The sequence below is a fragment of the Streptomyces sp. R-07 genome, from assembly GCF_049913175.1.
Taxonomy (GTDB): domain Bacteria; phylum Actinomycetota; class Actinomycetes; order Streptomycetales; family Streptomycetaceae; genus Streptomyces.
In genome coordinates, this window is the sequence record NZ_CP183978.1 from 3,505,915 (window position 1) to 3,527,729 (window position 21,815).

Genomic DNA, 21,815 nt, shown 5'->3' on the forward strand with positions numbered 1-21,815 from the left:
GCCTTCCGTTCCAGTCCTCGGCGGGTACCGGACGATTTCTGGTCATGCTACGCCAGCGTTTCGCGGTGCCCGGTGGCTGTCCACAGGGTGTGGGCGACGGTGGTGTGATGATCGGCCCATGAACCCTGTGAACCCAGTGAGTCCTGCGAACCCGGTGAGTCCTGCGAGCCCTGTGAGTCCTGTGAGTCCTGTGGACGAGGAAGCGGCCCGGCTCCACCGGGTGAAGGTGTGGGGCGGCGCGGAGCGCAGGCTGTGGGACACCTCGGTGGACGGCACCGTCGGGTCACGGCTGCGCGAACTGGCCGCCTGGGCGGAGGCCGCCGGCCACGAGGAGGCCCCGCTCGACACGTACGGCAACGGGCTCGTGGAGGAGCTGGAGCAGCGCGTCGCCGCGGGGCTCGGCCTCCCCGCCGCCGTCTTCTTCCCGACCGGCACCATGGCCCAGCAGGTGGCGCTGCGCTGCTGGGCCGGGCGGACGGGCAGCCCCGTCGTCGCCCTCCACCCGCTCGCCCACCCCGAGGTCCACGAGAACGGGGCGTTCGGGGCCGTCTCCGGGCTCCGTACGGTCCACCCGACCGACGCGCCGCGGCTCCCGACCGCCGAGGAGGTGCGCGACCACCCCGAGCCCTTCGGGACGCTGATGCTGGAGCTGCCCCTGCGGGACGCCGGCTTCGTGCTGCCGTCCTGGGAGGAGCTGACCGAGGTGGTGGAGGCGGCCCGGGAGCGGGACGCGGTGGTCCACTTCGACGGGGCACGGCTGTGGGAGTGCACGACCCATTTCGGCCGCGGGCTCGCGGAGATCGCGGGGCTCGCCGACAGCGTCTACGTCTCGTTCTACAAGTCCCTCGGCGGCCAGTCCGGGGCCGTGCTCGCCGGCCCCGAGGACGTCATGGAGGAGGCCAGGATCTGGCGGCACCGGTACGGCGGGATGGTCTTCCAGCAGTACCCGGCGGCGCTCTCCGCGCTCCGGGGCCTGGACGTCGAGCTGCCCCGGCTGCCCTCGTACGTCGCCCACGCGCGCGTGGTGGCCGACGCGATCCGGGAGGCGCTCGCGGAGGCGGGCACCGGCTGGTTCCGGATCCACCCGGAGACCCCGCAGACGCACCAGTTCCAGGTCTGGCTGCCGTACGACGCGGACGCCCTGACGGCGGCGGCCCTCGCCCAGACCGAGGACACCGGCACCGCCTTCTTCCGCCGCTGGTTCACCCCGGGCGCGGGCGGCCCGGCGGGAGTGGCGAAGACGGAGGTGACGGTGACGGCACCCGGCCTGGAGTGGACGGCGGAGGACGTGAAGGAGGCGGTACGGGACTTCCTGGCGCGCGTCGAGGGGTGACGCGCCGGGGCCGCCGTCGCGAGGTGCCTTCAGAACGACGGCCGGCGGCGGCGCAGGGCCGCGCGGAGGCGCAGGCGCAGCCCGCCGCCGGCCCGGCGGCCCGCCACCACCCGCTCGAAGCGGCGGCGGTCGCGGACGGCCCGCAGCACGGCGACGTCGTGGGTTCCGGGCGCTGGCGGCATCGGTTCGCCGAGCCGGGCGGCGCGATGGGTGTCGAAGAGGTACTGGTGCAGCGCGTTCATGCCCTCACCGTGCGCCGCACCGCCGCGGTCCGGCCCCCGGATTGACGGGGCCCGTCAATCCGGGGGCCGTCGATTGACGCTCCCCGTCAAACGGGACGACAGCTCCCCCGCCCCACCCCGCACCATGGACGGGTGAGCGTGACCATCGACATCACCGGACTGCCGCACGAGCGGATCGCCTTCTGCCCCTCGCCGCTGGCCGAGCTGGGCGCCGCCCTGCACGCCCTCGCCGAGCCCACGCACCACCCCAGGCTCCACGCCTGGACCACCACGACGACGGCGGCCCTGAAGCCGGAGCTCGCGGACCGGCTCCACGAGGCCGACTTCATGTGGAACTCCACCCGCTCGGACATCCTGCTGCCCTCGCAGCGCCGGGAGACCCTCGCGGAGGAGCTGGACGACCTCGACCGCATGGACGACGAGAAGTTCGTGGGCTCCGCCCTGGAGATCTCCTGCAACAGCAACTACGCGAAGGGCGCGCCCTCGCCGCTCGTCGACGCCCGGATGCGCCGCCGCGCCCTCGACCTGGCCGCCGCACGCGGCCCGCGCCAGGCCGCGTTCGTGGAGCGGATGCTGGCCGATCCGCCCGGCACGCGCGCGTGGATCCGGCGGCTCCTGGAGGACTGCGACGAGGCCTTCTTCGCCGACACCTGGCGCCGCGTCCGGATCCAGCTCGCCGCCGACGCCCGCCACAAGACCGAGCTGCTGCGCCACAAGGGGCTGGCCGAGGCCATCGCCGACACCTCTCCCGCGATGAGCCTGGAGGAGGACGAGCAGGGCTCCCGGATCGTGGTCGACAAGCTGGTCCAGGGCCGGACGAGCGCCGAGGGCGCCACGGTGACGTTCCTGCCGACGGCCTTCGGCTGGCCGCACCTCTTCGCCCTGTACACGCCCGGCTGGCAGCCCGTCGTCCAGTACCCCATCCCCGCCCGCGACCTCGGCGGCGCGGCCTCCGTCGAGGCGGTCAAGCTGCGCCTGGAGGCCGTCGCCCATCCCATGCGGATGCGGCTCTGCCGCAGTCTGGCCCGTGGCTCCAGCACGACGAGCGAGCTGGCCGACGCGTACAACATCACCGCCCCCGAGGTCTCCCGCCACCTCGCGGTCATGAAGAAGGCCGGGCTGATCACCACCCAGCGGCGCGGCCGGTACGTGCTCCACCAGCTCGACGTCTCCGTCGTCGCCCGGCTCGGCAGCGACTTCCTGGAGTCGGTGCTGCGGTAAGGGACCTCCCAGCCCCTCCGGGGTGTCCCTAGAACGCGCCGCCGCCCGCGCGGACCAGGCCCGTCTCGTACGCCAGGACCACGACCTGGACCCGGTCGCGCAGGCCCAGCTTGGTCAGGATGCGGCCCACGTGCGTCTTCACCGTCGCCTCGGAGAGGACCAGGCGGGCGGCGATCTCGCCGTTCGACAGGCCCTGCGCGACCAGCATCATCACCTCGCGCTCCCGGTCCGTCAGCCGCTCCAGACCCTTGTGCTCGGGCTCCTTCCCCGAGGACGGCAGCATCGGCGAGAAGCGGTCCAGGAGCCGACGCGTGGTCGAGGGCGCCACCACCGCGTCACCGCTGTGCACCGAGCGGATCGCGCCCAGCAGCTCCGCCGGCGGCACGTCCTTCAGCATGAAGCCGCTCGCGCCCGCCTTCAGGCCCGAGAACGCGTACTCGTCGAGGTCGAACGTCGTCAGGATCAGCACCTTCGGCGCCTCCGGATCCGAGCAGATCCGCCGGGTCGTCTCCACCCCGTCCAGCTTCGGCATGCGCACGTCCATCAGGACGACGTCGACCGCCGTCGAGCGCAGCACCTCCAGGGCCTCGACCCCGTCGCCCGCCTCCGCCACGACCTCCATGTCCGGCTGGGCGGCGAGCACCATGCGGAAACCGGTCCGCAGCAGCACCTGGTCGTCGACGAGCATCACGCGGATGGACATCAGGTCAGTTCCTTAGGGGTCGTCAGTGAGCGGGCTTGAGGGGGAGCAGGGCGCTGATCCGGAAACCGCCGCCGGGGCGCGGGCCCGCGTCCAGCGTGCCGCCGACCATGCCGACCCGCTCCCGCATGCCGATCAGACCGTGGCCCCGGCCGTCGGCGCCCCCGTCCTCGTACATCTCCTGCGGAGCGCCCCGGCCGTCGTCCTCGACGAGCAGGCCGAGACCGTCGTCGAAGTAGACGAGCCGCACGCTGGCACCGACGTCGGGCCCGCCGTGCTTGCGCGTGTTGGTCAGGGCTTCCTGCACGATCCGGTACGCGGTGAGCTCGACGCCGCTGGGCAGCGGGCGCGGGCTCCCCTCGATCGCGAAGTCGACGGTGAGGCCGGCGCCCCGGACCTGCTCGACGAGGTCCTCGATCTGCCCCACGTCGGGCTGCGGCACGTACTCCCCGGCCTCCTGGTGCTCGCCGGTGCGCAGGATCCCGAGGAGTCGGCGCATCTCGGCGAGCGCCTGACGGCCGGTGGTGGAGATGGTCTCCAGGGCCTGCTTGGCGGTCTCCGGGGAGGAGTCCATGACATAGGCGGCGCCGTCGGCCTGGACCACCATCACCGACACGTTGTGCGCGACGACGTCATGGAGCTCGCGGGCGATCCGGGCCCGCTCGGCGGCGACCGCGACCTTGGCCTGGGCCTCGCGCTCCTGCTCCAGGCGGGAGGCCCGCTCCTCCAGCTGCGCGAAGTAGGCGCGGCGGGTGCGGAGCGAGTCGCCGAGGACCCAGGCGAGGGCGAACGGCACGGTCATGATGATCGCGAAGAAGACCTTGGCCGCGTCGGAGCCCGGGGCCTCCATGGGCCATCTGATCTGGGAGAGCGTGGAGGCGCTGAGTCCGCCGATGAGCGCGAGCCGGGACGCCCAGCGCGGTCCGTCGTGCGCCGCGACGGTGAAGATGATCACGAGCATGGCGAAGTCGGCCAGGAACGGCATCAGGCCAAAGGCGAGCTGGGCGATCCCGAGCGCGACCGAGAGCAGCAGCATCTTCTCCGGGGCGCGCCGCCGCAGGGCCACGACCAGGGAGAACAACAGGGCGACCACGCCGTACGCGACGGGGTTGCCCCCCGCCGGGTAGGTCGTCCCCACCCACAGCAGGGAGAACCCGAGGAGGACGACGGCCCAGAAGCTGTCGACGCCCGTCGGGTGTCTGCGGATGAAGTCGTAGAGGCGCTGCACGTCACCCAGAGTAGGGAAAGGGGACAGGTGAACGGATCAACCGTGGGGTCGATCCTTGGCGCGGGACCCGTACTCCCCGAGGTGGAGACTGGGGCACGTGACGGATGAGACGTGTGAGTGGCAGGGGTGGCGGGAGGCCACGGAACGGGCACTGTACGGCCCCGGGGGCTTCTATCTGCGCCCCGAGGGCCCGGCGGGGCACTTCCGCACCTCGGTGCACGCCTCCCCGCTCTTCGCGGCGGCCGTGGCCCGGCTGCTCGGCGAGACCGCGGAGGAGCTGGGGACGGACGAGGTCGACCTCGTGGACGTGGGCGCGGGGCGCGGTGAGCTGCTCACCGGGGTCCTCGCGGCGACCGCGGGCAGCGGCCTCACGGTGCGGACGTACGCGGTCGAACGCGCCGCCCGCCCGTCCGGGCTCGACCCACGGGTGGAGTGGACGGACCGGGTGCCGCGGGACGTGCGCGGGCTGCTCTTCGCGAACGAGTGGCTCGACAACGTGCCGGTGGACGTCGCCGAGGCGGACGCGACGGGCACCGCCCGGTACGTGGAGGTCCGCGCGGACGGCGCGGAACGGCTCGGCGGACCCGTCCGCGGCCCGGACGCGGAGTGGCTGGCCCGCTGGTGGCCGCTGCGGGAGCCCGGGGCGCGGGCCGAGATCGGGTGGCCCCGCGACGAGGCCTGGGCGGCGGCGGTCGCCTCGCTGGCGGCGGGCCGCGCGGTGGCCGTGGACTACGCGCACGTACGGGACGCCCGGCCGACCTTCGGCTCCCTGACCGGCTTCCGGGCGGGCCGCGAGGTCTCCCCGGTCCCGGACGGAAGCCGCGACCTGACGTCCCACGTGGCCCTGGACGCGTGCGGGGACCTTCCGGCGGGTCTGCCGGTTCCCGAGCTGGTCACGCAGCGGGAGGCGCTCCGGCGGCTCGGGGTGTCCGGGGAGCGGCCGCCGCTCGCACTGGCCTCGACGGACCCGGCCGGTTACGTCCGCGCCCTCGCCTCCGCCGGCGAGGCGGCCGAACTCACCGCCCGCGGCGGTCTCGGCGACTTCCTCTGGCTGACGCAGCGGGTCCCGGGCGCCGCCCGGTGAAGGCCGACCCAGCGGTCCCCGGGCGGCGGGGGATACTGGCCGCATGACGGAGACGACGGTCGGAATCGGCGGCGCGGCGGAGAGCACCGACATGGTGCTGAACATCGGGCCGCAGCATCCCTCGACCCACGGCGTGCTCCGGCTCAGGCTCGTCCTCGACGGCGAGGTCGTCCGGCACGCCGAGCCGGTGATCGGCTACATGCACCGGGGCGCCGAGAAGCTCTTCGAGGCACGGGACTACCGGCAGATCATCATGCTGGCCAACCGCCACGACTGGCTGTCGGCCTTCTCCAACGAGCTCGGCGTCGTCATGGCCGTCGAGCGGATGCTCGGCATGGAGGTCCCGGAGCGGGCCGTGTGGACGCGGACGCTCCTCGCCGAGCTGAACCGGGTCCTCAACCACCTGATGTTCCTCGGCTCGTACCCGCTCGAACTCGGCGGCATCACCCCCGTCTTCCACGCCTTCCGGGAGCGCGAGGAGCTCCAGGCGGTGATGGAGGAGGTCTCCGGCGGCCGGATGCACTACATGTTCAACCGGGTCGGCGGCCTCAAGGAGGACCTGCCCGCCGGCTGGCTCGGGCGGGCGCGGCAGGCCGTCGCGGACGTGCGGTCGCGGATGGACGTGTACGACCGGCTGGTCCTCGGCAACGAGATCTTCCGGGGCCGTACGCGCGGGGTCGGCGTCCTGAGCCCGGAGGCCGTCCACGCGTACGGGGTGTCGGGGCCCATCGCCCGCGCCTCGGGCGTCGACTTCGACCTGCGCCGTGACGAGCCGTACCTCGCGTACGGGGAGCTCCAGGACACCCTGAAGGTCGCCGTACGGCAGGAGGGCGACTGCCTCGCCCGGTTCGAGTGCCTCCTCGACCAGACGCACAACTCCCTGGACCTGGCGGACGCCTGCCTGGACCGGATGGCCGAGCTGCCGCCGGGGCCCATCAACCAGCGGCTGCCGAAGGTACTCAAGGCGCCGGAGGGCCACACGTACGCCTGGACCGAGAACCCGCTCGGCGTCAACGGCTACTACCTGGTGTCCAAGGGCGAGAAGACCCCGTACCGGCTGAAGCTGCGCTCGGCGTCGTTCAACAACATCCAGGCGCTGGTGGAACTGCTGCCGGGAACGCTGGTCGCGGACATGGTGGCGATCCTGGGCTCGCTGTTCTTCGTCGTCGGCGACATCGACAAGTAGCGGGTACGGGGGCTGCCGGCGGGCCCGCGGGGCGAGCCTCCCCGGGCCCCACCCGCCGGGCGTTGCGAGCGAAGCCGAGAGCTTGGGGGAGGGCGGGCACACGGGACGGCGCCCTTGCGGGCGCCTCCGCCTTCTGCGCCTGGACCCGCACCACGCGTGCGCCGCGCAAAGGGGTGCGGGTCAGGGCGCGGGAGCCTCTGGCGCCGGCAAGGGCGCCGTTCCGTCGTGCCCACCCGTTCCGCCCGTTGCGGAACGCCTGCCCACAACGGGGCCGGCGGGGGTGCCGGCCCAGCGCGGCGGCGGCCCGCGACCGGGCCGAGGGTCAGGAGTTGACCGCGCCTCGGAGTTCCGCCACGTTCAGCTGCTCCGTCTCGTCGTGGGCCGTCAGGTCGATGACCTGGCCGATCGTCCGCGACGGCACCGGGCCGAGGGGAGTGATGACGGGCGCCGCGACCGGGGTGAGCAGCGGGGTCCCGGAGGCCAGGGCCTCTTCGAGGACCTCCTCGCCCACGACGTCGGCGAGGTCGGTGTTCTGCACGGCCTCGATGGCCGCCGCCGCCTTCTGCGTACCGAAGAAGTCGAAGCCGCCCTCGGGGCGCGGGACGGGCCTGCGGGCCGCGTACGGCACGATCGCGGCCGCGACCGGCACCGCCGGCAGGGCGTTGGAGGCGGGCGGGAGGGCGGGAGCGACGGCGGCCGTACGGGTGTGCTGCTCGGTTCCGGCGGCCGCCGCGTGCTTCCCCTTCGGCTCCTCCGTCTCCCGGGCGCGGTCGGCGAGGTCGCGGGCGCGGGCCGCCTCGGCCGTGCGGCGGGCCTGCTGGGCGGCGGCGTTGCGCGGGAGGTCGCGCAGGGCCTGGGCGGCGCGGCGGAACGCCTCCGGGGTGGGCGTGGAACCGGCGGCCGGCAGCGCCTTGGCGTTGGTGCCGGCCGCGCCGCCGGTCTCCAGGGCGAGGACGCGGCGGCCTTCCAGGGCGCTGGCGCGCTCGGTCTCCGCGGTGGCGTACCGGCGGAGCAGGTCGGCGTGCTCGCCGCGCAGTCCGGCGAGCTCCACGCGCTTGGCGCGGAGTTTGGCGTCGAGCCGGATCCGGAGCGCGCGGGACTCCTCCAGGTCGGCCTCCAGCTCGGCGCTCCGCTCCTCGGCCTTCCACTGGTCGGCGGCGCGCGCCCGGTCGAGCTCGGCGACCTTCAGACCGGCGCTCCGGTCCCAACTGCGCATGAGGACGGCACCGGTGACGGCGGCGGCGGCCGCCGCGGCCGCGAGCAGCCGCGCGATCACCGGATCGCCGGGGAGCCAGGCGGCCGCGGCACACACGACCGCGGCGCCGGCGACCGCGGAGGGCGGCAGCAGCTTGTGCAGAGGCGGGGAATGGCGGTGGCGTCCACGTGGCATGGCCTGAAATTTACCGTGCGTAGGCGTCATGTGGGGCGTCGGCCCGGGAATCTCTTGGCCACTTCTCGCCACCAGAAGTGGATATCGACGGTTCCGGTTCCGTTTCGGGCCGACTCCCCTCCCCCGCCGCCTACTTCTTGAGCAGCCCCTTCGTCTCCAGATACTCCTTGGCGACGTCCTCCGGCTTCGCCCGCTCGGCGTCCACCTTGCGGTTGAGTTCGGCGAGATCCGCTGTGGTCAGCACCTCGGTGATCCGGTCGAGCGCGGCGGCTATCTCCGGAGAACCGGCGTCCTTGGCGTTGACCACCGGCAGCACGTTGTCGGCGTTCTGCAGCTTCTTGTCATCGGCGAGGAAGACGAGTCCGTAGCCGTCGATCGTGGCGTCCGTGGTGGTCGTCAGGACCAGCTGGTCCACCCCGTCCTTGACCGCCTGCTTGGCCTGCGGCGTACCGACGCCCTTGGGGTCGATCCCGGCCACGTCGATCCCGTACGTCTTCTTCAGACCGGGTGCGCAGAAGGGGCGCACCGCGCATTCGTCACCGGCCGCGATCTTCACCTTCAGCTTCGCGCGGCCGAGATCGGAAAGGTTCGTCAGCTTGTTCTTCTCGGCGAATTCCTTCGTCACCGCGAAGGCGTTCTGATCGATCGCCTCTCCGGCCGCGAGCACCTTCAGGCCGCGCGGTTCGGCGAGCTTGCGCAGCGCGTCGACCGTGGCCGTCGCGTCGCCCGAGGCGACCGGCTTGTCCTCCGGGGCCTTCGGTCCGTTCACCTTCGCGTTGAGGAATTCCGCGATCGTCGCCGCGTATTCCGGGACGACGTCGATCTCGCCGTTCTCCAGGGAGGGCTCGTACAGCTCGCGATTCTTCACCGTGGTGATGGACACCGAGTATCCGGCGGCCCGCAGCGACTGCGCGTACAGCTCGGCGAGGACCTTGGCCTCCGTGAAGGCGGCCGCGCCGACCACCAGCGAGCCCTTCTGCCCGCCGCCGGAGTCGCCGGCGCTCCCGGAGTCCTTCTTCTTGCCTTCCTCCAGGCTGTCGCCGCCGCACGCGGCGAGCGCGACGGTCAGCGCCGCCGTACCCAGCAGCGCGCCCGCGATACGCGAGACCTTGTTCACGAGATCACCCATCCAAGTCAGCGTTCGGTAAGTCGTGCGTGTCATCCGTGTCGTGCGTGTCGTGCGTGTCATCCATGTCGTGCGTGGCGTGCGAAGAGGCGGTCCGCGCCCACCAGGACGCCCTCCACCAGGAGGGCGAGCAGCGCCACGAGCACAGCGCCCGCGACGACCTGCGCGGTGTCGTACGTGGCGAAGCCGGCCGTGATGATCCGGCCCAGGCCGCCCTGGCCGACCATCGCCGCGACCGTCGCCGTGGCGACCACCTGCACCGCGGCCGAGCGGACCCCGGTCATCACCACCGGCCGGGCCAGCGGGAGTTCGACCCGCAGGAAGAGCTGGCCGCCCGTCATCCCCATGCCCCGCGCGGCCCGCACCGCGGCCCGGTCCACCTCCCGCACCCCCACGTACGCGTTGGTGAGGAGCGGGGGTATCGCGAAGAGCACCAGGGCGACCACGGTCGGCACATAGCCGGCGTTCCGCAGGGGCGACACCATGAACAGGGCGAGCACCGCGAAGACGGGGATCGCCCGCCCCACGTTCGACACGTTCACCGCGAGAGCCCCGCCCCGGCCGAGGTGGCCGAGCCACAGGCCCAGCGGCAGCGCGAGCGCCGAGGCGATCAGGAGCGCCGCCCCGCTCACGTACACGTGCTCGGCGAGCCGCTGCCCGATGCCGTCCTCGCCCGTCCAGTGCGCGCCGGTGGTGAGCCAGCCCCAGGCGCCCGTCACGATGCCCATCTCACCCACCTCCCGGCGCGGTCCGTATCCGGGTCCACGGCGTCAGCAGCCGCTGGAGTCCCAGGAGCAACAGGTCGGCGGCGACGGCGAGCAGCACGCACAGCACCGAGGCCGCGAGCATCTGCGCCTTGAAGAAGGTCGGCAGCGCGTCCTCGATGAGGTTGCCGAGGCCGCCGCGGCCGACGACCGAGCCGACCGTCGTCAGCGCGACGGTGGAGACCGTCGCCATCCGCACACCGGCCATCAGCACCGGCAGCGCCAGCGGGAGTTCGACCTGCCAGAGCATCCGCAGCGTGCCGTACCCCATGCCCCGGGCGGCCTCCCGCGTCTCGGCCGGCACGGCGGCGAGGCCCGCCAGGGTGTTCCGCACGAGGATCGTCAGCGCGTACAGCACGAGGCCGGTGACGACGAGCGCCGCCGAGAGGCCGAAGAAGGGCAGCAGGAGCGAGAACATCGCGAGCGACGGCACCGTGTAGAGCAGGGTGGTCAGTCCGAGGACCGGGCCGGCGAACCGGGGCCTGGCGCGGACGAGCAGCGCGAGCGGCACCGCGACGACCAGAGCGATCAGCACGGACACGACCGTGATTCCCACATGCTGGAGCAGCGCGTCCGTCAACTCCTCGCCGCGCGTGCGCAGATACTCACCGCAGATCCAGTCGTTCGTGACCAGACAGTTCGGTGCGCTCATCGTCCCTCCCCCCGGTTCGTCCGCCCTCCCGAACGCTTGTGTGACGACCCTAACCCCCGCCACCGACAATCCCCGAGACCCGCCACAATGCGGCAACACGCCCTTCACACACCCCCGGCGCCCAGGGGACAGAATGGGGAACCATGATCCGGTTCGAGCACGTGACCAAGCGGTACGACGACGGCACCACGGCCGTCGACGACCTCTCCTTCGAGGTCGCCGAGGGCGAACTCGTCACCCTGGTCGGCCCGTCCGGCTGCGGCAAGACGACGACCATGATGATGGTGAACCGGCTCGTCGAGCCGACCTCGGGCCGCGTCCTCGTCGACGGCCGCGACATCGCCGGCGTCGACCCGGTCGCCCTGCGCCGCAAGATCGGCTACGTCATCCAGCAGGTCGGGCTCTTCCCCCACCGCACGGTCCTCGACAACACCGCGACCGTCCCCGCCCTCCTCGGCTGGAAGAAGGCCGCCGCACGCGCGCGTGCCGCCGAACTGCTCGACCTCGTCGGCCTCGACCCGGCCGTGTACGGCTCCCGCTACCCCGCCCAGCTCTCCGGCGGCCAGCGCCAGCGCGTCGGCGTCGCCCGCGCCCTCGCCGCCGACCCGCCCGTCCTCCTCATGGACGAGCCCTTCGGCGCCGTCGACCCGGTCGTCCGCGAGCGCCTGCAGAACGAGTTCCTCGCGCTCCAGGCCACCGTCCGCAAGACCGTCCTCCTCGTCACCCACGACATCGAGGAGGCGGTCCGCATGGGCGACCGCATGGCCGTCTACGGTCAGGGCCGCATCGAGCAGTTCGACACCCCGGCCACCGTCCTCGGCTCCCCCGCCACCCCGTACGTCGCGGACTTCGTCGGCAGCGACCGCGGCCTCAAGCGGCTCGCGGTCACCCCCGTCACGGAGGCCGACCTCGACATCCGGAAGGGAAGCCGCGAAGGGTACGTCGGAGGCCCCGAGGAACACGAGGACGGCACCCACGTACCCCTCGGGACCTCCCTCAAGGACGCCCTCGCCGTGCTCCTCCAGCACGACACCGGCCGCCTCACCGTCACCGGCGACGACGGCCGGCCGCTCGGCGTCCTCACCCCGGCCGGCGTCCACCGCGCCCTGCGCCGGGCCTCGGCACCCGAAGCGGGTTAGTCCGCGCTGAGCTTCCCGCCCATCCAGACCAGGCCGGGCGGGATCTCCCGGTTCCACGTGTTGAAGTTGTGGCCGCCGCTCTCCAGCACGATCGACGAGACCTGCGCCGGGCTCTTCACCTTCCGGATGAACTCCCGCGTCCCCTTCAGGTTGCTCTCGCCCCGCTTCGACGACGTCACCAGGAACGACGTGTTCCCCTGCGGCCGGTGGTCCAGGCTCCACAGCAGGTCGCCCCGCTTGCGCAGCCCGTCGTCCCCGTGGAACAGGTCCCCGGTCGTGACGTCCTCCGCCGCCCGGTAGTACGCCGAGAAGCCCGCCCCCGCCGCGAACCGGTCCGGGTGGTGGAGCGCGATCTTCAGCGCGCAGTAGGCACCCGTCGAGTTCCCCATGAACCCCCAGTTCCGCGGCTTCGTCCCCACCCGGTACGTCTCCGAGACCGCCTTCGGCAGGTCCTCCGCGAAGTACGTCTCCGTCTGCGGGCCCCCCGGAACGTCCACGCACTCGGTGTCCCGCGGCGGCGCCACCGTCGGACGCAGCATCACCAGGATCATCGGCTGCATCCGTCCCGCCTTCGCCTGGAGGTACGCCGACTTCGGGTACCTGAGCCCCTTGATCAGGTTCTCCGCCGTCCCCGGATACCCCGTCAGCACCACCGAGGCCGGGAACGTCCGCTTCGCGTACCGCGCCTGGAAGTACTCCGGCGGCAGGTACACATAGGCCGGCGAGACGATCCCCGACCGGTCACCCGCGATCACGACCTTCTGTATCTGCCCCCCGACCGACGGCCGGCCGCCGCCCGGCACGTCGAGCGCCTGCGTCCCCACCACCCGCACGTCCTTCGAGCCGGCCGCGTGGTCGACGACCACGCCCAGGTCCTGCTCCTGCCCGAACAGATCGGCCCACGAGCCGTAGAAGAGGAACGACCGGTTCGCCGCCAGGCCCACCGCCGCGAACAGAGCCACCTGGGTCACGAGCAGCAGCCCCACCCGCCCCACGACCACACGCCAGCCGCGCCGCGCGAGCCGCGGCCACAGCCAGACCGTGGCCAGGAACAGGACCACGGCCAGCACCACTGCCGACACGAGGACTTTGCCGCTGGTGAGACCCATGAGACGACCGAGCCTTCTTTCCGAGAAATTTCCTGGGGACGGATGAACCCGGCCCCGTGCGCCGCCGTCATAGAAGGCGCACCAGCCGGAACGGCCCGCCGAACGCGCCGCAGGGCCCGACCGGAGTCAAAGACCCTGCGCAGGACCACGGGAAGTACGGGAAGCCATGTCTGTCACGGTAGATGGGGACAAATCCGGATCGGTTCCGGTTCGGGTACGGCGGATTCTCCGCGGCCCCCGCCCCGAGAAGGTCCCCACCCTCGTCGGAACGGCCTGCACCCTCATCGGCCTCTCCGACATCGCCGCCGGGGTCTTCCCCCGCTTCCGCGCCAGCCGCATGCACACCGTGGCCGAAGTCCTCCCCGGCACCCTCGGCCCCCTCTCCGCCGCCCTCTCCCTCAGCGCCGGCGTCCTCCTGCTGCTCCTCGCCCACGGCCTCAAGCGCAACAAGCGCCGCGCCTGGCGCGCCGTCGTCGCCCTCCTCCCCCTCGGCGCCCTCTCCCAGTTCGTCTGGCGCCACTCCATCGGCGGAGCCCTGCTCTCCCTCGCCCTCCTCGGCTTCCTGATCCGCCACCGCGACCAGTTCGCCGCCCTCCCCGACCCGCGCAGCCGCTGGCGAGCCCTCGCCAACTTCGTCGTCATGGGCGCCGGATCCATCGCCCTCGGCCTCGTCATCGTCAGCGCCCACCCGCGCCGCGTCATCGGCAGCCCCAGCCTCGCCGACCGCCTCGAACACGTCCTCTACGGACTCCTCGGCGTCGAAGGCCCCGTCGCCTACACCAAGGGCGTCGACTGGACCGTCGGCTACTCCCTCGGCGCCCTGGGCATGCTCACCGCCCTCACCACCATCTACCTGGCCTTCCGCCCCGAACACCCCGCCGCCCGCCTCACCGACGACGACGAGACCCGGCTCCGCGCCCTCCTCGACCAGCACGGCGGCCGCGACTCCCTCGGCCACTTCGCGCTCCGCCGCGACAAGGGCGTCGTCTTCTCCCCCAGCGGCAAGGCCGCCGTCTGCTACCGCGTCGTCTCCGGCGTCATGCTCGCCAGCGGCGACCCCATCGGCGACGTCGAGGCCTGGCCCGGCGCCATCGAACGCTTCATGGACGAGGCCAAGGCCCACTCCTGGACCCCCGCCGTCATGGGCTGCTCCGAGACCGGCGGCCAGGTCTGGACCCGCGAGACCGGCCTCGACGCCCTCGAACTCGGCGACGAGGCGGTCGTCGACGTCGCGGATTTCTCCCTCGCCGGCCGGGCCATGCGCAACGTCCGCCAGATGGTCAAGCGCATCGAACGGGGCGGCTACACCACCCAGGTCCGCCGCGTCCGTGACCTCGACGACGAAGAACTCGAACGCGTCCGCCGCGCCGCCGCCGACTGGCGCGGCACCGACACCGAACGCGGCTTCTCCATGGCCCTCGGCCGCATCGGCGCCCCCGGCGACGGCGACGCCGTCATAGCGACCGCCCACAAGGACGACGAGTCCTCCCCGTACGGCGACCTCAAGGCGATCATCCACTTCGTGCCCTGGGGCCCCGACGGCATGTCCCTCGAACTCATGCGCCGCGACCGCTCCGCCGACCCCGGCATGAACGAACTCCTCATCGTCGCCGCCCTCCAAGCCTCCCCCGGCCTCGGCATCGCGCGCGTGTCCCTCAACTTCGCCATGTTCCGCTCCGCCCTCGCCCGCGGCGAGAAGATCGGCGCCGGCCCCGTCCTGCGCGTCTGGCGCGGACTCCTCGTCTTCCTCTCCCGCTGGTTCCAGATCGAGTCGCTCTACAAGTTCAACGCCAAGTTCCGGCCACGCTGGGAACCCCGCTTCGTCGTCTACCGCAAGAGCGGCGACCTCCCCCGCATCGGCTTCGCCGCCATGCAGGCCGAAGGCTTCGTGAACCTCTCACTGCCCCGGCCCTTCACCCGCAGGCGCCCCGCCCCGACCCCCCGCCCCTGCTCCCACATCGTCCCCGCCCAGACAGCCGACCGCGAGGTCCGCGCGGCCTGATATCGCCCCTGGGCCCTACGCTGGACACATGAGTACGACGATCGACCGGGGCACGGCCCAGGGCCTGCCGGAGTGGGACCGCTGCGCGGTCATGGGCGTGGTCAACGTGACCCCCGACTCCTTCTCCGACGGCGGCCGCTGGTTCGACACCACGGCCGCCGTCAAACACGGCCTCGACCTGGTCGCCGAGGGCGCCGACCTCGTCGACGTCGGCGGCGAGTCCACCCGCCCCGGCGCCACCCGCGTCGACGAGGAGGAAGAGCTCCGCCGGGTCGTCCCCGTCGTCCGCGGCCTCGCCGCCGAAGGCGTCACCGTCTCCGTCGACACCATGCGCGCCAGCGTCGCCGCCCGCGCCGTCGAGGCCGGCGCCGTCCTCGTCAACGACGTCAGCGGCGGCCTCGCCGATCCCGGCATGGTCCCCGCCGTCGCCGCCGCCGAGGTCCCCTTCGTCGTCATGCACTGGCGCGGCTTCAGCGCCGACATGAACAGCCTCGCCGTGTACGACGACGTCGTCGGCGAAGTCGTCGCCGAACTCCGCACCCGCATGGAGGCCGTCATCGACGGCGGCGTCGCCCCCGAGCGCATCGTCATCGACCCCGGCCTCGGCTTCGCCAAGCTCGCCCCCCACGACCTCGCACTCGTCGCCCACCTCCCCGAACTCCGCGCCCTCGGCCGCCCCCTCCTCGTCGCCGCCTCCCGCAAGCGGTTCCTCGGCCACGTCCTCACCCGCGAGGGCGCCGCCCCGCCCCCCGCCCGCGAGCGCGACGCAGCCACCGCGGCCGTCTCCGCCATCGCCGCCCACGCGGGCGCGTGGGCCGTCCGCGTCCACGAGGTACGGGCCACCGCCGACGCCGTACGCGTCGCCAGGGCCGTCGAGGGAGCCGCGTGAGCCGCAGGGACCGCGGCACCGACGCGGCAGCCGTCGAAGCCGCCAACACCGCCTTCTACGAAGCCATGGAGACCGGCGACTTCGAAGGCCTCTCCGGCCTCTGGCTCGACGACGGGGCCACCCCCATCAGCTGCGTCCACCCCGGCTGGCCCGTCCTCACCGGCCGCGGCGAGGTGCTCCGCTCGTACGCCCTGATCATGGCGAACACCGAGTACATCCAGTTCTTCCTCACCGACCTGCGGATCTCCCTCACCGGCGACACCGCCCTCGTCACCTGCACCGAGAACATCCTCAGCGGCGGCCCCGCCGAGGACGGCGCCGAGCTCGGCCCCCTCGTCGGCCAGCTCGTCGTCGCCACCAATGTGTTCCGCCGCACACCCGAAGGCTGGCGGATCTGGTCCCACCACGCCTCCCCCGTCCTCGGCGAAACCACGGAGACGAACGGCCCCGAGGCCGGTACGGAGGGCCCGGAACCCCCCGCCTGACCCACCGCCCGACCCACCGCCCGATCAGCCGCCCGACCCGCCCCCGGCCCCCCACGGGCAAGCGCTGTCGGTCCCCGCAGGTAGATTCGAAGTGGACACCCGGCCGTCCGCACCCGGCTGCGTGGCCACCCGAACTACGACAGCAGGAGTGATTCGCGTGGATCGTGTCGCGCTGCGCGGCCTCAAGGCCCGAGGCCACCACGGCGTCTTCCCCAAGGAGCGCGAGGAGGGCCAGACCTTCATCGTGGACCTGGTCCTCGGCCTGGACACCCGCCCGGCGGCCGCCGAGGACGACCTCACGAAGACCGTGCACTACGGGATCGTCGCCGAAGAGGTCGTCGACGTCGTCCAGGGCGAGCCCGTGGACCTCATCGAAACCCTCGCCGAGCGCATCGCCCAGCAGTGCCTCAGCCACGCCGGGGTACAAGAGGTGGAAGTCGTCGTCCACAAGCCGGACGCACCCATCACCGTGCCCTTCGACGACGTGACCATCACGATCACCCGGAGCCGACGATGAAGCCGACGCAGAGCGACCCCACCGTCCAGCCCGTGCCGGCCTCCGTCGTCGAGACCGTCGACGCCGCCGACACGACCCTCTCCAACCCCCGCTGGGCCGTCATCGCCCTCGGCGCCAACCTCGGCAACCGCCTGGAGACCCTCCAGGGCGCCGTCGACGCCCTCGCGGACACCCCCGGCCTCCGGGTCAAGGCCGTCTCCCCCGTGTACGAGACGGAGCCCTGGGGCGTCGAGCCCGGCAGCCAGCCCTCGTACCTCAATGCCGTCGCCCTCGTACGGACGACACTGCCGCCCTCCTCCCTCCTGGAGCGGGCCCACGCCGTCGAAGAGGCCTTCCACCGCGTCCGCGAGGAGCGCTGGGGCTCCCGCACCATCGACGTCGACATCGTCGCGTACGCCGACGTCGTCTCCGAGGACCCCGTCCTCACCCTCCCGCACCCCCGCGCCCACCAGCGCGCCTTCGTCCTCGCCCCCTGGAACGACGTGGACCCCGACGCCCAGATCCCCGGCCACGGCCCGGTGGCCGACCTCCTCGCCGCCCTCGGCCGCGAAGGCGTCACTCCCCGTGTCGATCTGGAACTCCGTCTCCCCGAGTAGTCGTTACGCTCGTGCAGGACCGCCCCAGCGACGACACGAAGGACAACCGGTGAAACAACTGCGGCTGAAGGTGCTCACCGGACTGTTCCTCGTGGCCGGCATCCTCTCGTGGGGTGCCGCCCGGCTCTGGGACGCGGTCGGCACCCTCCCCAGCGTGCCGATCGCCGCGCCGATCGTCCTCGCCGTGATCGCCGCCGTCCTCACCGCGACCGCCCTCTCCATCCGCGCCCGCCTCAAGGCCCAGCGCGAGCGCCGCCCCGGCGCCAAGGGCGTCGAACCCCTGATGGCGGCCCGCGCGGTGGTCTTCGGCCAGGCGAGCGCCCTGGTCGCCGCCCTCGTCGCCGGCATGTACGGCGGCACGGGCGTCTTCCTCCTCGGCTCCCTCGACGTCCCCGCCCGCCGCGACCAGGCCCTCTACGCGGCCCTCGCGGTCGCGGCGGGCATCGCCGTCATCGCAGCCGCCCTCTTCCTGGAACGCGTCTGCAAGCTCCCGGAGGACGAGGACAAGAACCAGGCCCCGGCCGCCTAGGAGCTACCAGGCCCCGCGCGCGAGGTGCCCGTTCACCAGGAAGGTGGGGTGGGGGGCGAGCTTGTAGCCGTAGAAGGTGAAGGGCTTGGTGCCGGGGCCGGGCCGGGGGCGGACCTCGTGGATCTGGATCCAGGAGGACTCGGGCGGGTCGAGGGGGTGGGGCTCGGGGGTGAAGGTACCTCGATCTGCCCAGCGGTCCGATACGCAGAGTTTCGAGGCTCCCTTGTCCTTCGGAGTGAACCGGGCCCCGATGATGGGAGCGAGCGCGGTAAGGAAGGGAGCGTTAGCGCTCGCGATCACCCGGCCGTTCCAGTGCTTGAAGCGACAGCCCCGTACAGGCCGTGAGCGCGGTTGCGTACCGGGCGGCGAAGGCCTCCTCGTTCACGACCAGCGACACGTAGTTCTTGCCGACGGTTCCGTCGGCACACGTGGCCCCCACGAAGTAGCCGAACTCGTACCCCGACCTGATCGCCAGTCGCTCTCGGCACAGCTTCTTCGCGTGCGTCCAGGCGACCGTCGCCCCCGCGACGTCCGCCGCGTGCGTCCACCCGTCCGGCGTGAGCAGCAGCAGGTCCGGGCTGACGGTGAAGGTCATGTGGTCCGTGACCACATCGACGGCCTGCCGCCCCTTCACCGCCGTCACGTCCACGACCGTGGTCTGCACCGTCCGGTCGCCGTCCAGCGTCCACATGACGCTGCCCGGGGCCACGTTCTTGGCCTGCGCACAGCCGTCCACCAGGTTGACCAGCATGTTGCTGGTCGGCCCGTACCCCATACCGCCCCCTTGATCAGTGATCAACTCCACTGATCGGGACGGTATGGAGCAAGGGGGACAGCTCGCTACTAACGGGCCAATATCAGGGACATAGCCTCAGCGCGTGTAGTAGCGTCACGAAGTTGGCCACGCACCGCCGAGGTCGTCGTCTTCGCGCCCGGCTTACGGATGCCCCGCAGCGACATGCACATGTGCTCGGCCTCGATCACGACGATCGCACCACGGGCCTCGAGGATCTTCATCAGCGAATCGGCGATCTGGGTGGTCAGGCGCTCCTGGACCTGCGGTCGCCGCGCGAAGACGTCGACCAGACGCGCCAGCTTCGAGAGCCCCGTGATCTTGCCGCTCTCCGCCGGGATGTAGCCCACATGGGCCACACCATGGAACGGGAGCAAATGATGTTCGCAGAATGAAACGAGTTCAATGTCCTTCACGAGGACCATTTCGTCGTGACCGAGGTCAAAAGTCGTGGTCAGAACATCCTCGGGCTCCTGGCGCATACCTGCCAGCAATTCCCTGTATGCACGTGCAACGCGTGCGGGGGTCTGCTGCAAGCCCTCGCGGTCCGGGTCCTCGCCGACCGCGATGAGGAGCTCTCGTACGGCGTTCTCGGCGCGCTTCTCGTCGAAGTCGCCGATCGTGCCCTCGCCGTCCAGCGTCACCGGGTCGGTCATCCTGTGCCTCGTTCCGTCTGCCTGTGTGCGCGCGAAATGGCCGCGCCCCCACAGGCTAGAACCTGTGGGGGCGCGGCTTCCATTCCGGGGTCCCGGGAGGTCAGTCCTCGGGGGTGTCCACCGGGGCGATGTCGATGCCCTTCGTGGTGTCCACCGGGGCCGCCGCCGAGCCGTTCGCGCTGTTCGTCAGGGCGAGCTCCTTGGGGGAGAGCACCGGCGGACGCGTGGACGGGGTGCGGCGGCTGGAGCCGGTCCAGGCCGGGCGAGCCGGGCGCTTGACGATGGGGGTGAAGATCTCGGCGATCTCCTCCTTGCCCAGCGTCTCCTTCTCCAGGAGGGCGAGGACCAGGTTGTCGAGGACGTCGCGGTTCTCGACGAGGATCTCCCAGGCCTCGTTGTGGGCGGTCTCGATGAGCTTCTTGACCTCTTCGTCGACCAGCGCGGCGACCTCTTCCGAGTAGTCGCGCTGGTGCGCCATCTCACGGCCGAGGAAGGGCTCGGTGTTGTCGCCGCCGAACTTGATGGCGCCGAGCCGCTCGGTCATGCCGTACTGCGTGACCATCGCGCGGGCCGTGGCGGTGGCCTTCTCGATGTCGTTCGCGGCACCCGTGGTCGGGTCGTGGAAGACGAGCTCCTCGGCCGCGCGGCCGCCCAGCATGTACGCCAGCTGGTCGAGCATCTCGTTGCGCGTGGTCGAGTACTTGTCCTCGTCCGGCAGGACCATCGTGTAGCCCAGGGCGCGGCCGCGGGACAGGATGGTGATCTTGTGGACGGGGTCGGAGTTCGGCGAGGCCGCCGCGACCAGGGCGTGGCCGCCCTCGTGGTACGCGGTGATCTTCTTCTCCTTGTCCGACATGATCCGGGTCCGCTTCTGCGGGCCCGCGACCACACGGTCGATCGCCTCGTCCAGCGCGCTGTTGTCGATCAGCTTCTGGTCGCCGCGGGCGGTGAGGAGCGCCGCCTCGTTGAGGACGTTGGAGAGGTCCGCACCGGTGAAGCCGGGGGTGCGTCGGGCGACGGCGCCGAGGTCGACGTCCGGGGCGACCGGCTTGCCCTTCTGGTGGACCTTGAGGATCTCCAGACGGCCCTGCATGTCCGGGCGGTCGACGGCGATCTGCCGGTCGAAGCGGCCGGGGCGCAGGAGGGCCGGGTCGAGGATGTCGGGGCGGTTCGTCGCCGCGATGAGGATGACACCGCCCTTGACGTCGAAGCCGTCCATCTCGACGAGGAGCTGGTTGAGCGTCTGCTCGCGCTCGTCGTGGCCGCCGCCGAGGCCGGCGCCGCGGTGGCGTCCGACGGCGTCGATCTCGTCGACGAAGACGATCGCCGGAGCGTTGGCCTTGGCCTGCTCGAAGAGGTCGCGGACGCGGCTGGCGCCGACGCCGACGAACATCTCGACGAAGTCGGAGCCGGAGATCGAGTAGAACGGCACCCCGGCTTCGCCGGCGACGGCGCGCGCGAGGAGCGTCTTGCCGGTTCCGGGCGGGCCGTAGAGCAGGACGCCCTTGGGGATCTTGGCGCCGACGGCCTGGAACTTCGCGGGTTCCTGGAGGAATTCCTTGATCTCGTGGAGTTCCTCGACGGCCTCGTCCGCGCCGGCGACGTCGGCGAAGGTGGTCTTCGGCGTGTCCTTGGTGATGAGCTTCGCCTTGGACTTGCCGAACTGCATGACGCGGGAGCCGCCGCCCTGCATCTGGTTCATCAGGAAGAGGAAGACGACCACGATGAGGACGAAGGGGAGGAGCGAGAGCAGGATCGAGACGAAGGGCGACTGCTTCGTCGGGGAGACGGTGTAGCCCTTCTCGATCTGCCCGGCCTCGAACTTCTCCTGGAGCTTGTCGGCGAGGTCCGCGCCCTGGGTGCCGATGTAGCTGGCCTGGACCTTGTCGCTCTTGTCGATCTTCTGGCCGTCGATGAGCTCGATCTTGATGATCTGCTCGTCACCGGTGGTGATCTTTGCCTGCTTGACCTGGTTCTTGTCGATCGCCTGGACGACCTGGCCGGTGTCCACCGTCTTGTAGCCCTCGGACGAGCCGACGACCTGCATCAGCACGACCACGGCGAGGACGGCCAGCACGATCCACATGACCGGCCCACGGAAGTATCGCTTCACGTCCATCCATACGGGGCGAGAACGCCCCGTCCCTCCTGCCCGTAGGAAAATGCTGCTGTGA

At 71.9% G+C, this 21,815-nt stretch carries 23 protein-coding genes; 11 read left to right on the forward strand and 12 right to left on the reverse strand.

Annotation, left to right across the window (positions count from 1 at the left end; translation table 11 throughout):
• The first annotated feature begins 172 nt into the window (after window positions 1–172).
• A complete protein-coding gene (locus tag ACN9M0_RS15830) occupies window positions 173–1,333 on the forward strand; it encodes a threonine aldolase family protein (protein WP_426403783.1) in 1,161 nt (386 codons plus the stop codon).
• A gap of 29 nt (window positions 1,334–1,362) precedes the next feature.
• Here ACN9M0_RS15830 and ACN9M0_RS15835 read toward each other — a convergent pair whose 3' ends face one another.
• Complete coding sequence (locus tag ACN9M0_RS15835) at window positions 1,363–1,575, reverse strand: hypothetical protein (protein WP_426403784.1); 213 nt, start codon at window positions 1,573–1,575, stop codon at window positions 1,363–1,365.
• A gap of 132 nt (window positions 1,576–1,707) precedes the next feature.
• Between ACN9M0_RS15835 and ACN9M0_RS15840 the strand changes: the two genes are divergently transcribed.
• Window positions 1,708–2,796, forward strand: a complete 1,089-nt coding sequence (locus ACN9M0_RS15840) for a DUF5937 family protein (protein ID WP_366036832.1) — start codon at window positions 1,708–1,710, stop codon at window positions 2,794–2,796.
• Window positions 2,797–2,824: 28 nt separating this feature from the next.
• Here the strand turns inward: ACN9M0_RS15840 and ACN9M0_RS15845 are convergent, their stop codons facing one another.
• Together ACN9M0_RS15845 and ACN9M0_RS15850 are read right to left on the reverse strand one after the other, a co-directional pair.
• Window positions 2,825–3,499: a response regulator gene (locus tag ACN9M0_RS15845; protein ID WP_399699440.1), complete on the reverse strand. Its 675-nt coding sequence runs from the start codon at window positions 3,497–3,499 to the stop codon at window positions 2,825–2,827.
• A gap of 22 nt (window positions 3,500–3,521) precedes the next feature.
• Window positions 3,522–4,724 (reverse strand): sensor histidine kinase, encoded by a 1,203-nt coding sequence (locus ACN9M0_RS15850; protein WP_366036834.1) that lies wholly within the window; start codon window positions 4,722–4,724, stop codon window positions 3,522–3,524.
• A 97-nt stretch (window positions 4,725–4,821) separates the two neighbouring features.
• On the opposite strand from ACN9M0_RS15850, the gene ACN9M0_RS15855 reads away from it, so the two are divergent.
• Together ACN9M0_RS15855 and ACN9M0_RS15860 are read left to right on the forward strand one after the other, a co-directional pair.
• Window positions 4,822–5,808, forward strand: coding sequence for an SAM-dependent methyltransferase (locus ACN9M0_RS15855; protein ID WP_426403785.1), 987 nt, complete (start codon window positions 4,822–4,824; stop codon window positions 5,806–5,808).
• Between the two features lie 43 nt (window positions 5,809–5,851).
• The gene (locus ACN9M0_RS15860; protein ID WP_366036836.1) at window positions 5,852–6,994 is read left to right on the forward strand and encodes an NADH-quinone oxidoreductase subunit D; all 1,143 of its coding nucleotides are present in this window, start codon (window positions 5,852–5,854) and stop codon (window positions 6,992–6,994) included.
• Window positions 6,995–7,316: 322 nt separating this feature from the next.
• Here ACN9M0_RS15860 and ACN9M0_RS15865 read toward each other — a convergent pair whose 3' ends face one another.
• The 4 genes from ACN9M0_RS15865 to ACN9M0_RS15880 all read right to left on the reverse strand — a co-directional run bounded on the left by ACN9M0_RS15865 (window position 7,317) and on the right by ACN9M0_RS15880 (window position 10,926).
• A complete protein-coding gene (locus tag ACN9M0_RS15865) occupies window positions 7,317–8,384 on the reverse strand; it encodes a hypothetical protein (RefSeq protein ID WP_426403786.1) in 1,068 nt (355 codons plus the stop codon).
• Window positions 8,385–8,514: 130 nt separating this feature from the next.
• Window positions 8,515–9,513: an ABC transporter substrate-binding protein gene (locus ACN9M0_RS15870; RefSeq protein ID WP_366036838.1), complete on the reverse strand. Its 999-nt coding sequence runs from the start codon at window positions 9,511–9,513 to the stop codon at window positions 8,515–8,517.
• Window positions 9,514–9,569: 56 nt separating this feature from the next.
• Window positions 9,570–10,238 (reverse strand): ABC transporter permease, encoded by a 669-nt coding sequence (locus tag ACN9M0_RS15875; protein ID WP_366036839.1) that lies wholly within the window; start codon window positions 10,236–10,238, stop codon window positions 9,570–9,572.
• 1 nt (window position 10,239) lies between these two features.
• Entirely contained in the window at window positions 10,240–10,926 is a 687-nt protein-coding gene (locus ACN9M0_RS15880) for an ABC transporter permease (protein ID WP_366036840.1), read from the reverse strand.
• Window positions 10,927–11,069: 143 nt separating this feature from the next.
• Between ACN9M0_RS15880 and ACN9M0_RS15885 the strand changes: the two genes are divergently transcribed.
• Entirely contained in the window at window positions 11,070–12,065 is a 996-nt protein-coding gene (locus ACN9M0_RS15885; RefSeq protein ID WP_426403787.1) for an ABC transporter ATP-binding protein, read from the forward strand.
• Here the strand turns inward: ACN9M0_RS15885 and ACN9M0_RS15890 are convergent.
• Window positions 12,062–13,174 carry an alpha/beta hydrolase gene (locus ACN9M0_RS15890; RefSeq protein ID WP_366036842.1) on the reverse strand — a complete coding sequence of 371 codons (1,113 nt, stop codon included), beginning with the start codon at window positions 13,172–13,174 and terminating at the stop codon, window positions 12,062–12,064. The two genes, ACN9M0_RS15885 and ACN9M0_RS15890, sit on opposite strands and share 4 nt — an antisense overlap.
• Window positions 13,175–13,340: 166 nt before the next feature.
• Between ACN9M0_RS15890 and ACN9M0_RS15895 the strand changes: the two genes are divergently transcribed.
• From ACN9M0_RS15895 to ACN9M0_RS15920, 6 genes are all read left to right on the forward strand, one after another.
• Complete coding sequence (locus ACN9M0_RS15895) at window positions 13,341–15,176, forward strand: phosphatidylglycerol lysyltransferase domain-containing protein (RefSeq protein ID WP_366036843.1); 1,836 nt, start codon at window positions 13,341–13,343, stop codon at window positions 15,174–15,176.
• A 28-nt stretch (window positions 15,177–15,204) separates the two neighbouring features.
• Window positions 15,205–16,065: a dihydropteroate synthase gene (gene folP / locus ACN9M0_RS15900; protein ID WP_366036844.1), complete on the forward strand. Its 861-nt coding sequence runs from the start codon at window positions 15,205–15,207 to the stop codon at window positions 16,063–16,065.
• Complete coding sequence (locus ACN9M0_RS15905; RefSeq protein WP_366036845.1) at window positions 16,062–16,550, forward strand: nuclear transport factor 2 family protein; 489 nt, start codon at window positions 16,062–16,064, stop codon at window positions 16,548–16,550. Before folP ends, ACN9M0_RS15905 begins: the two co-directional genes overlap by 4 nt.
• 157 nt (window positions 16,551–16,707) lie before the next feature.
• Window positions 16,708–17,067 carry a dihydroneopterin aldolase gene (gene folB / locus ACN9M0_RS15910; protein WP_116160313.1) on the forward strand — a complete coding sequence of 120 codons (360 nt, stop codon included), beginning with the start codon at window positions 16,708–16,710 and terminating at the stop codon, window positions 17,065–17,067.
• Window positions 17,064–17,663, forward strand: a complete 600-nt coding sequence (gene folK / locus ACN9M0_RS15915) for a 2-amino-4-hydroxy-6-hydroxymethyldihydropteridine diphosphokinase (protein ID WP_366036846.1) — start codon at window positions 17,064–17,066, stop codon at window positions 17,661–17,663. Before folB ends, folK begins: the two co-directional genes overlap by 4 nt.
• Window positions 17,664–17,712: 49 nt before the next feature.
• On the forward strand, window positions 17,713–18,192 hold the full coding sequence (locus ACN9M0_RS15920) for a DUF3180 domain-containing protein (RefSeq protein WP_366036847.1): 480 nt from the start codon (window positions 17,713–17,715) through the stop codon (window positions 18,190–18,192).
• Window positions 18,193–18,195: 3 nt separating this feature from the next.
• On the opposite strand, the gene ACN9M0_RS15925 is transcribed toward ACN9M0_RS15920, so the two are convergent.
• The 4 genes from ACN9M0_RS15925 to ftsH form a co-directional block, all read right to left on the reverse strand.
• On the reverse strand, window positions 18,196–18,492 hold the full coding sequence (locus ACN9M0_RS15925) for a hypothetical protein (RefSeq protein WP_426403788.1): 297 nt from the start codon (window positions 18,490–18,492) through the stop codon (window positions 18,196–18,198).
• On the reverse strand, window positions 18,476–18,967 hold the full coding sequence (locus tag ACN9M0_RS15930) for a hypothetical protein (protein WP_426403789.1): 492 nt from the start codon (window positions 18,965–18,967) through the stop codon (window positions 18,476–18,478). Before ACN9M0_RS15930 ends, ACN9M0_RS15925 begins: the two co-directional genes overlap by 17 nt.
• A gap of 68 nt (window positions 18,968–19,035) precedes the next feature.
• Window positions 19,036–19,641 carry a GTP cyclohydrolase I FolE gene (gene folE / locus ACN9M0_RS15935; RefSeq protein ID WP_366036849.1) on the reverse strand — a complete coding sequence of 202 codons (606 nt, stop codon included), beginning with the start codon at window positions 19,639–19,641 and terminating at the stop codon, window positions 19,036–19,038.
• A gap of 100 nt (window positions 19,642–19,741) precedes the next feature.
• Complete coding sequence (gene ftsH / locus ACN9M0_RS15940) at window positions 19,742–21,760, reverse strand: ATP-dependent zinc metalloprotease FtsH (RefSeq protein WP_366036850.1); 2,019 nt, start codon at window positions 21,758–21,760, stop codon at window positions 19,742–19,744.
• Between the last annotated feature and the right edge of the window lie 55 nt (window positions 21,761–21,815).

What these genes read in the sequence shown, in the direction of transcription:
- ACN9M0_RS15930 (WP_426403789.1), bottom strand. Translation starts at nt 18,967, where the DNA reads ATGGGGTACGGGCCGACCAGCAACATGCTGGTCAACCTGGTGGACGGC.
- ftsH (WP_366036850.1), bottom strand. Translation starts at nt 21,760, where the DNA reads ATGGACGTGAAGCGATACTTCCGTGGGCCGGTCATGTGGATCGTGCTG.
- folP (WP_366036844.1), top strand. Translation starts at nt 15,205, where the DNA reads ATGAGTACGACGATCGACCGGGGCACGGCCCAGGGCCTGCCGGAGTGG.
- ACN9M0_RS15860 (WP_366036836.1), top strand. Translation starts at nt 5,852, where the DNA reads ATGACGGAGACGACGGTCGGAATCGGCGGCGCGGCGGAGAGCACCGAC.
- folK (WP_366036846.1), top strand. Translation starts at nt 17,064, where the DNA reads ATGAAGCCGACGCAGAGCGACCCCACCGTCCAGCCCGTGCCGGCCTCC.
- ACN9M0_RS15875 (WP_366036839.1), bottom strand. Translation starts at nt 10,238, where the DNA reads ATGGGCATCGTGACGGGCGCCTGGGGCTGGCTCACCACCGGCGCGCAC.
- ACN9M0_RS15865 (WP_426403786.1), bottom strand. Translation starts at nt 8,384, where the DNA reads ATGCCACGTGGACGCCACCGCCATTCCCCGCCTCTGCACAAGCTGCTG.
- ACN9M0_RS15835 (WP_426403784.1), bottom strand. Translation starts at nt 1,575, where the DNA reads ATGAACGCGCTGCACCAGTACCTCTTCGACACCCATCGCGCCGCCCGG.
- ACN9M0_RS15895 (WP_366036843.1), top strand. Translation starts at nt 13,341, where the DNA reads ATGTCTGTCACGGTAGATGGGGACAAATCCGGATCGGTTCCGGTTCGG.
- ACN9M0_RS15880 (WP_366036840.1), bottom strand. Translation starts at nt 10,926, where the DNA reads ATGAGCGCACCGAACTGTCTGGTCACGAACGACTGGATCTGCGGTGAG.
- ACN9M0_RS15890 (WP_366036842.1), bottom strand. Translation starts at nt 13,174, where the DNA reads ATGGGTCTCACCAGCGGCAAAGTCCTCGTGTCGGCAGTGGTGCTGGCC.
- folE (WP_366036849.1), bottom strand. Translation starts at nt 19,641, where the DNA reads ATGACCGACCCGGTGACGCTGGACGGCGAGGGCACGATCGGCGACTTC.
- ACN9M0_RS15845 (WP_399699440.1), bottom strand. Translation starts at nt 3,499, where the DNA reads ATGTCCATCCGCGTGATGCTCGTCGACGACCAGGTGCTGCTGCGGACC.
- ACN9M0_RS15870 (WP_366036838.1), bottom strand. Translation starts at nt 9,513, where the DNA reads ATGGGTGATCTCGTGAACAAGGTCTCGCGTATCGCGGGCGCGCTGCTG.
- ACN9M0_RS15885 (WP_426403787.1), top strand. Translation starts at nt 11,070, where the DNA reads ATGATCCGGTTCGAGCACGTGACCAAGCGGTACGACGACGGCACCACG.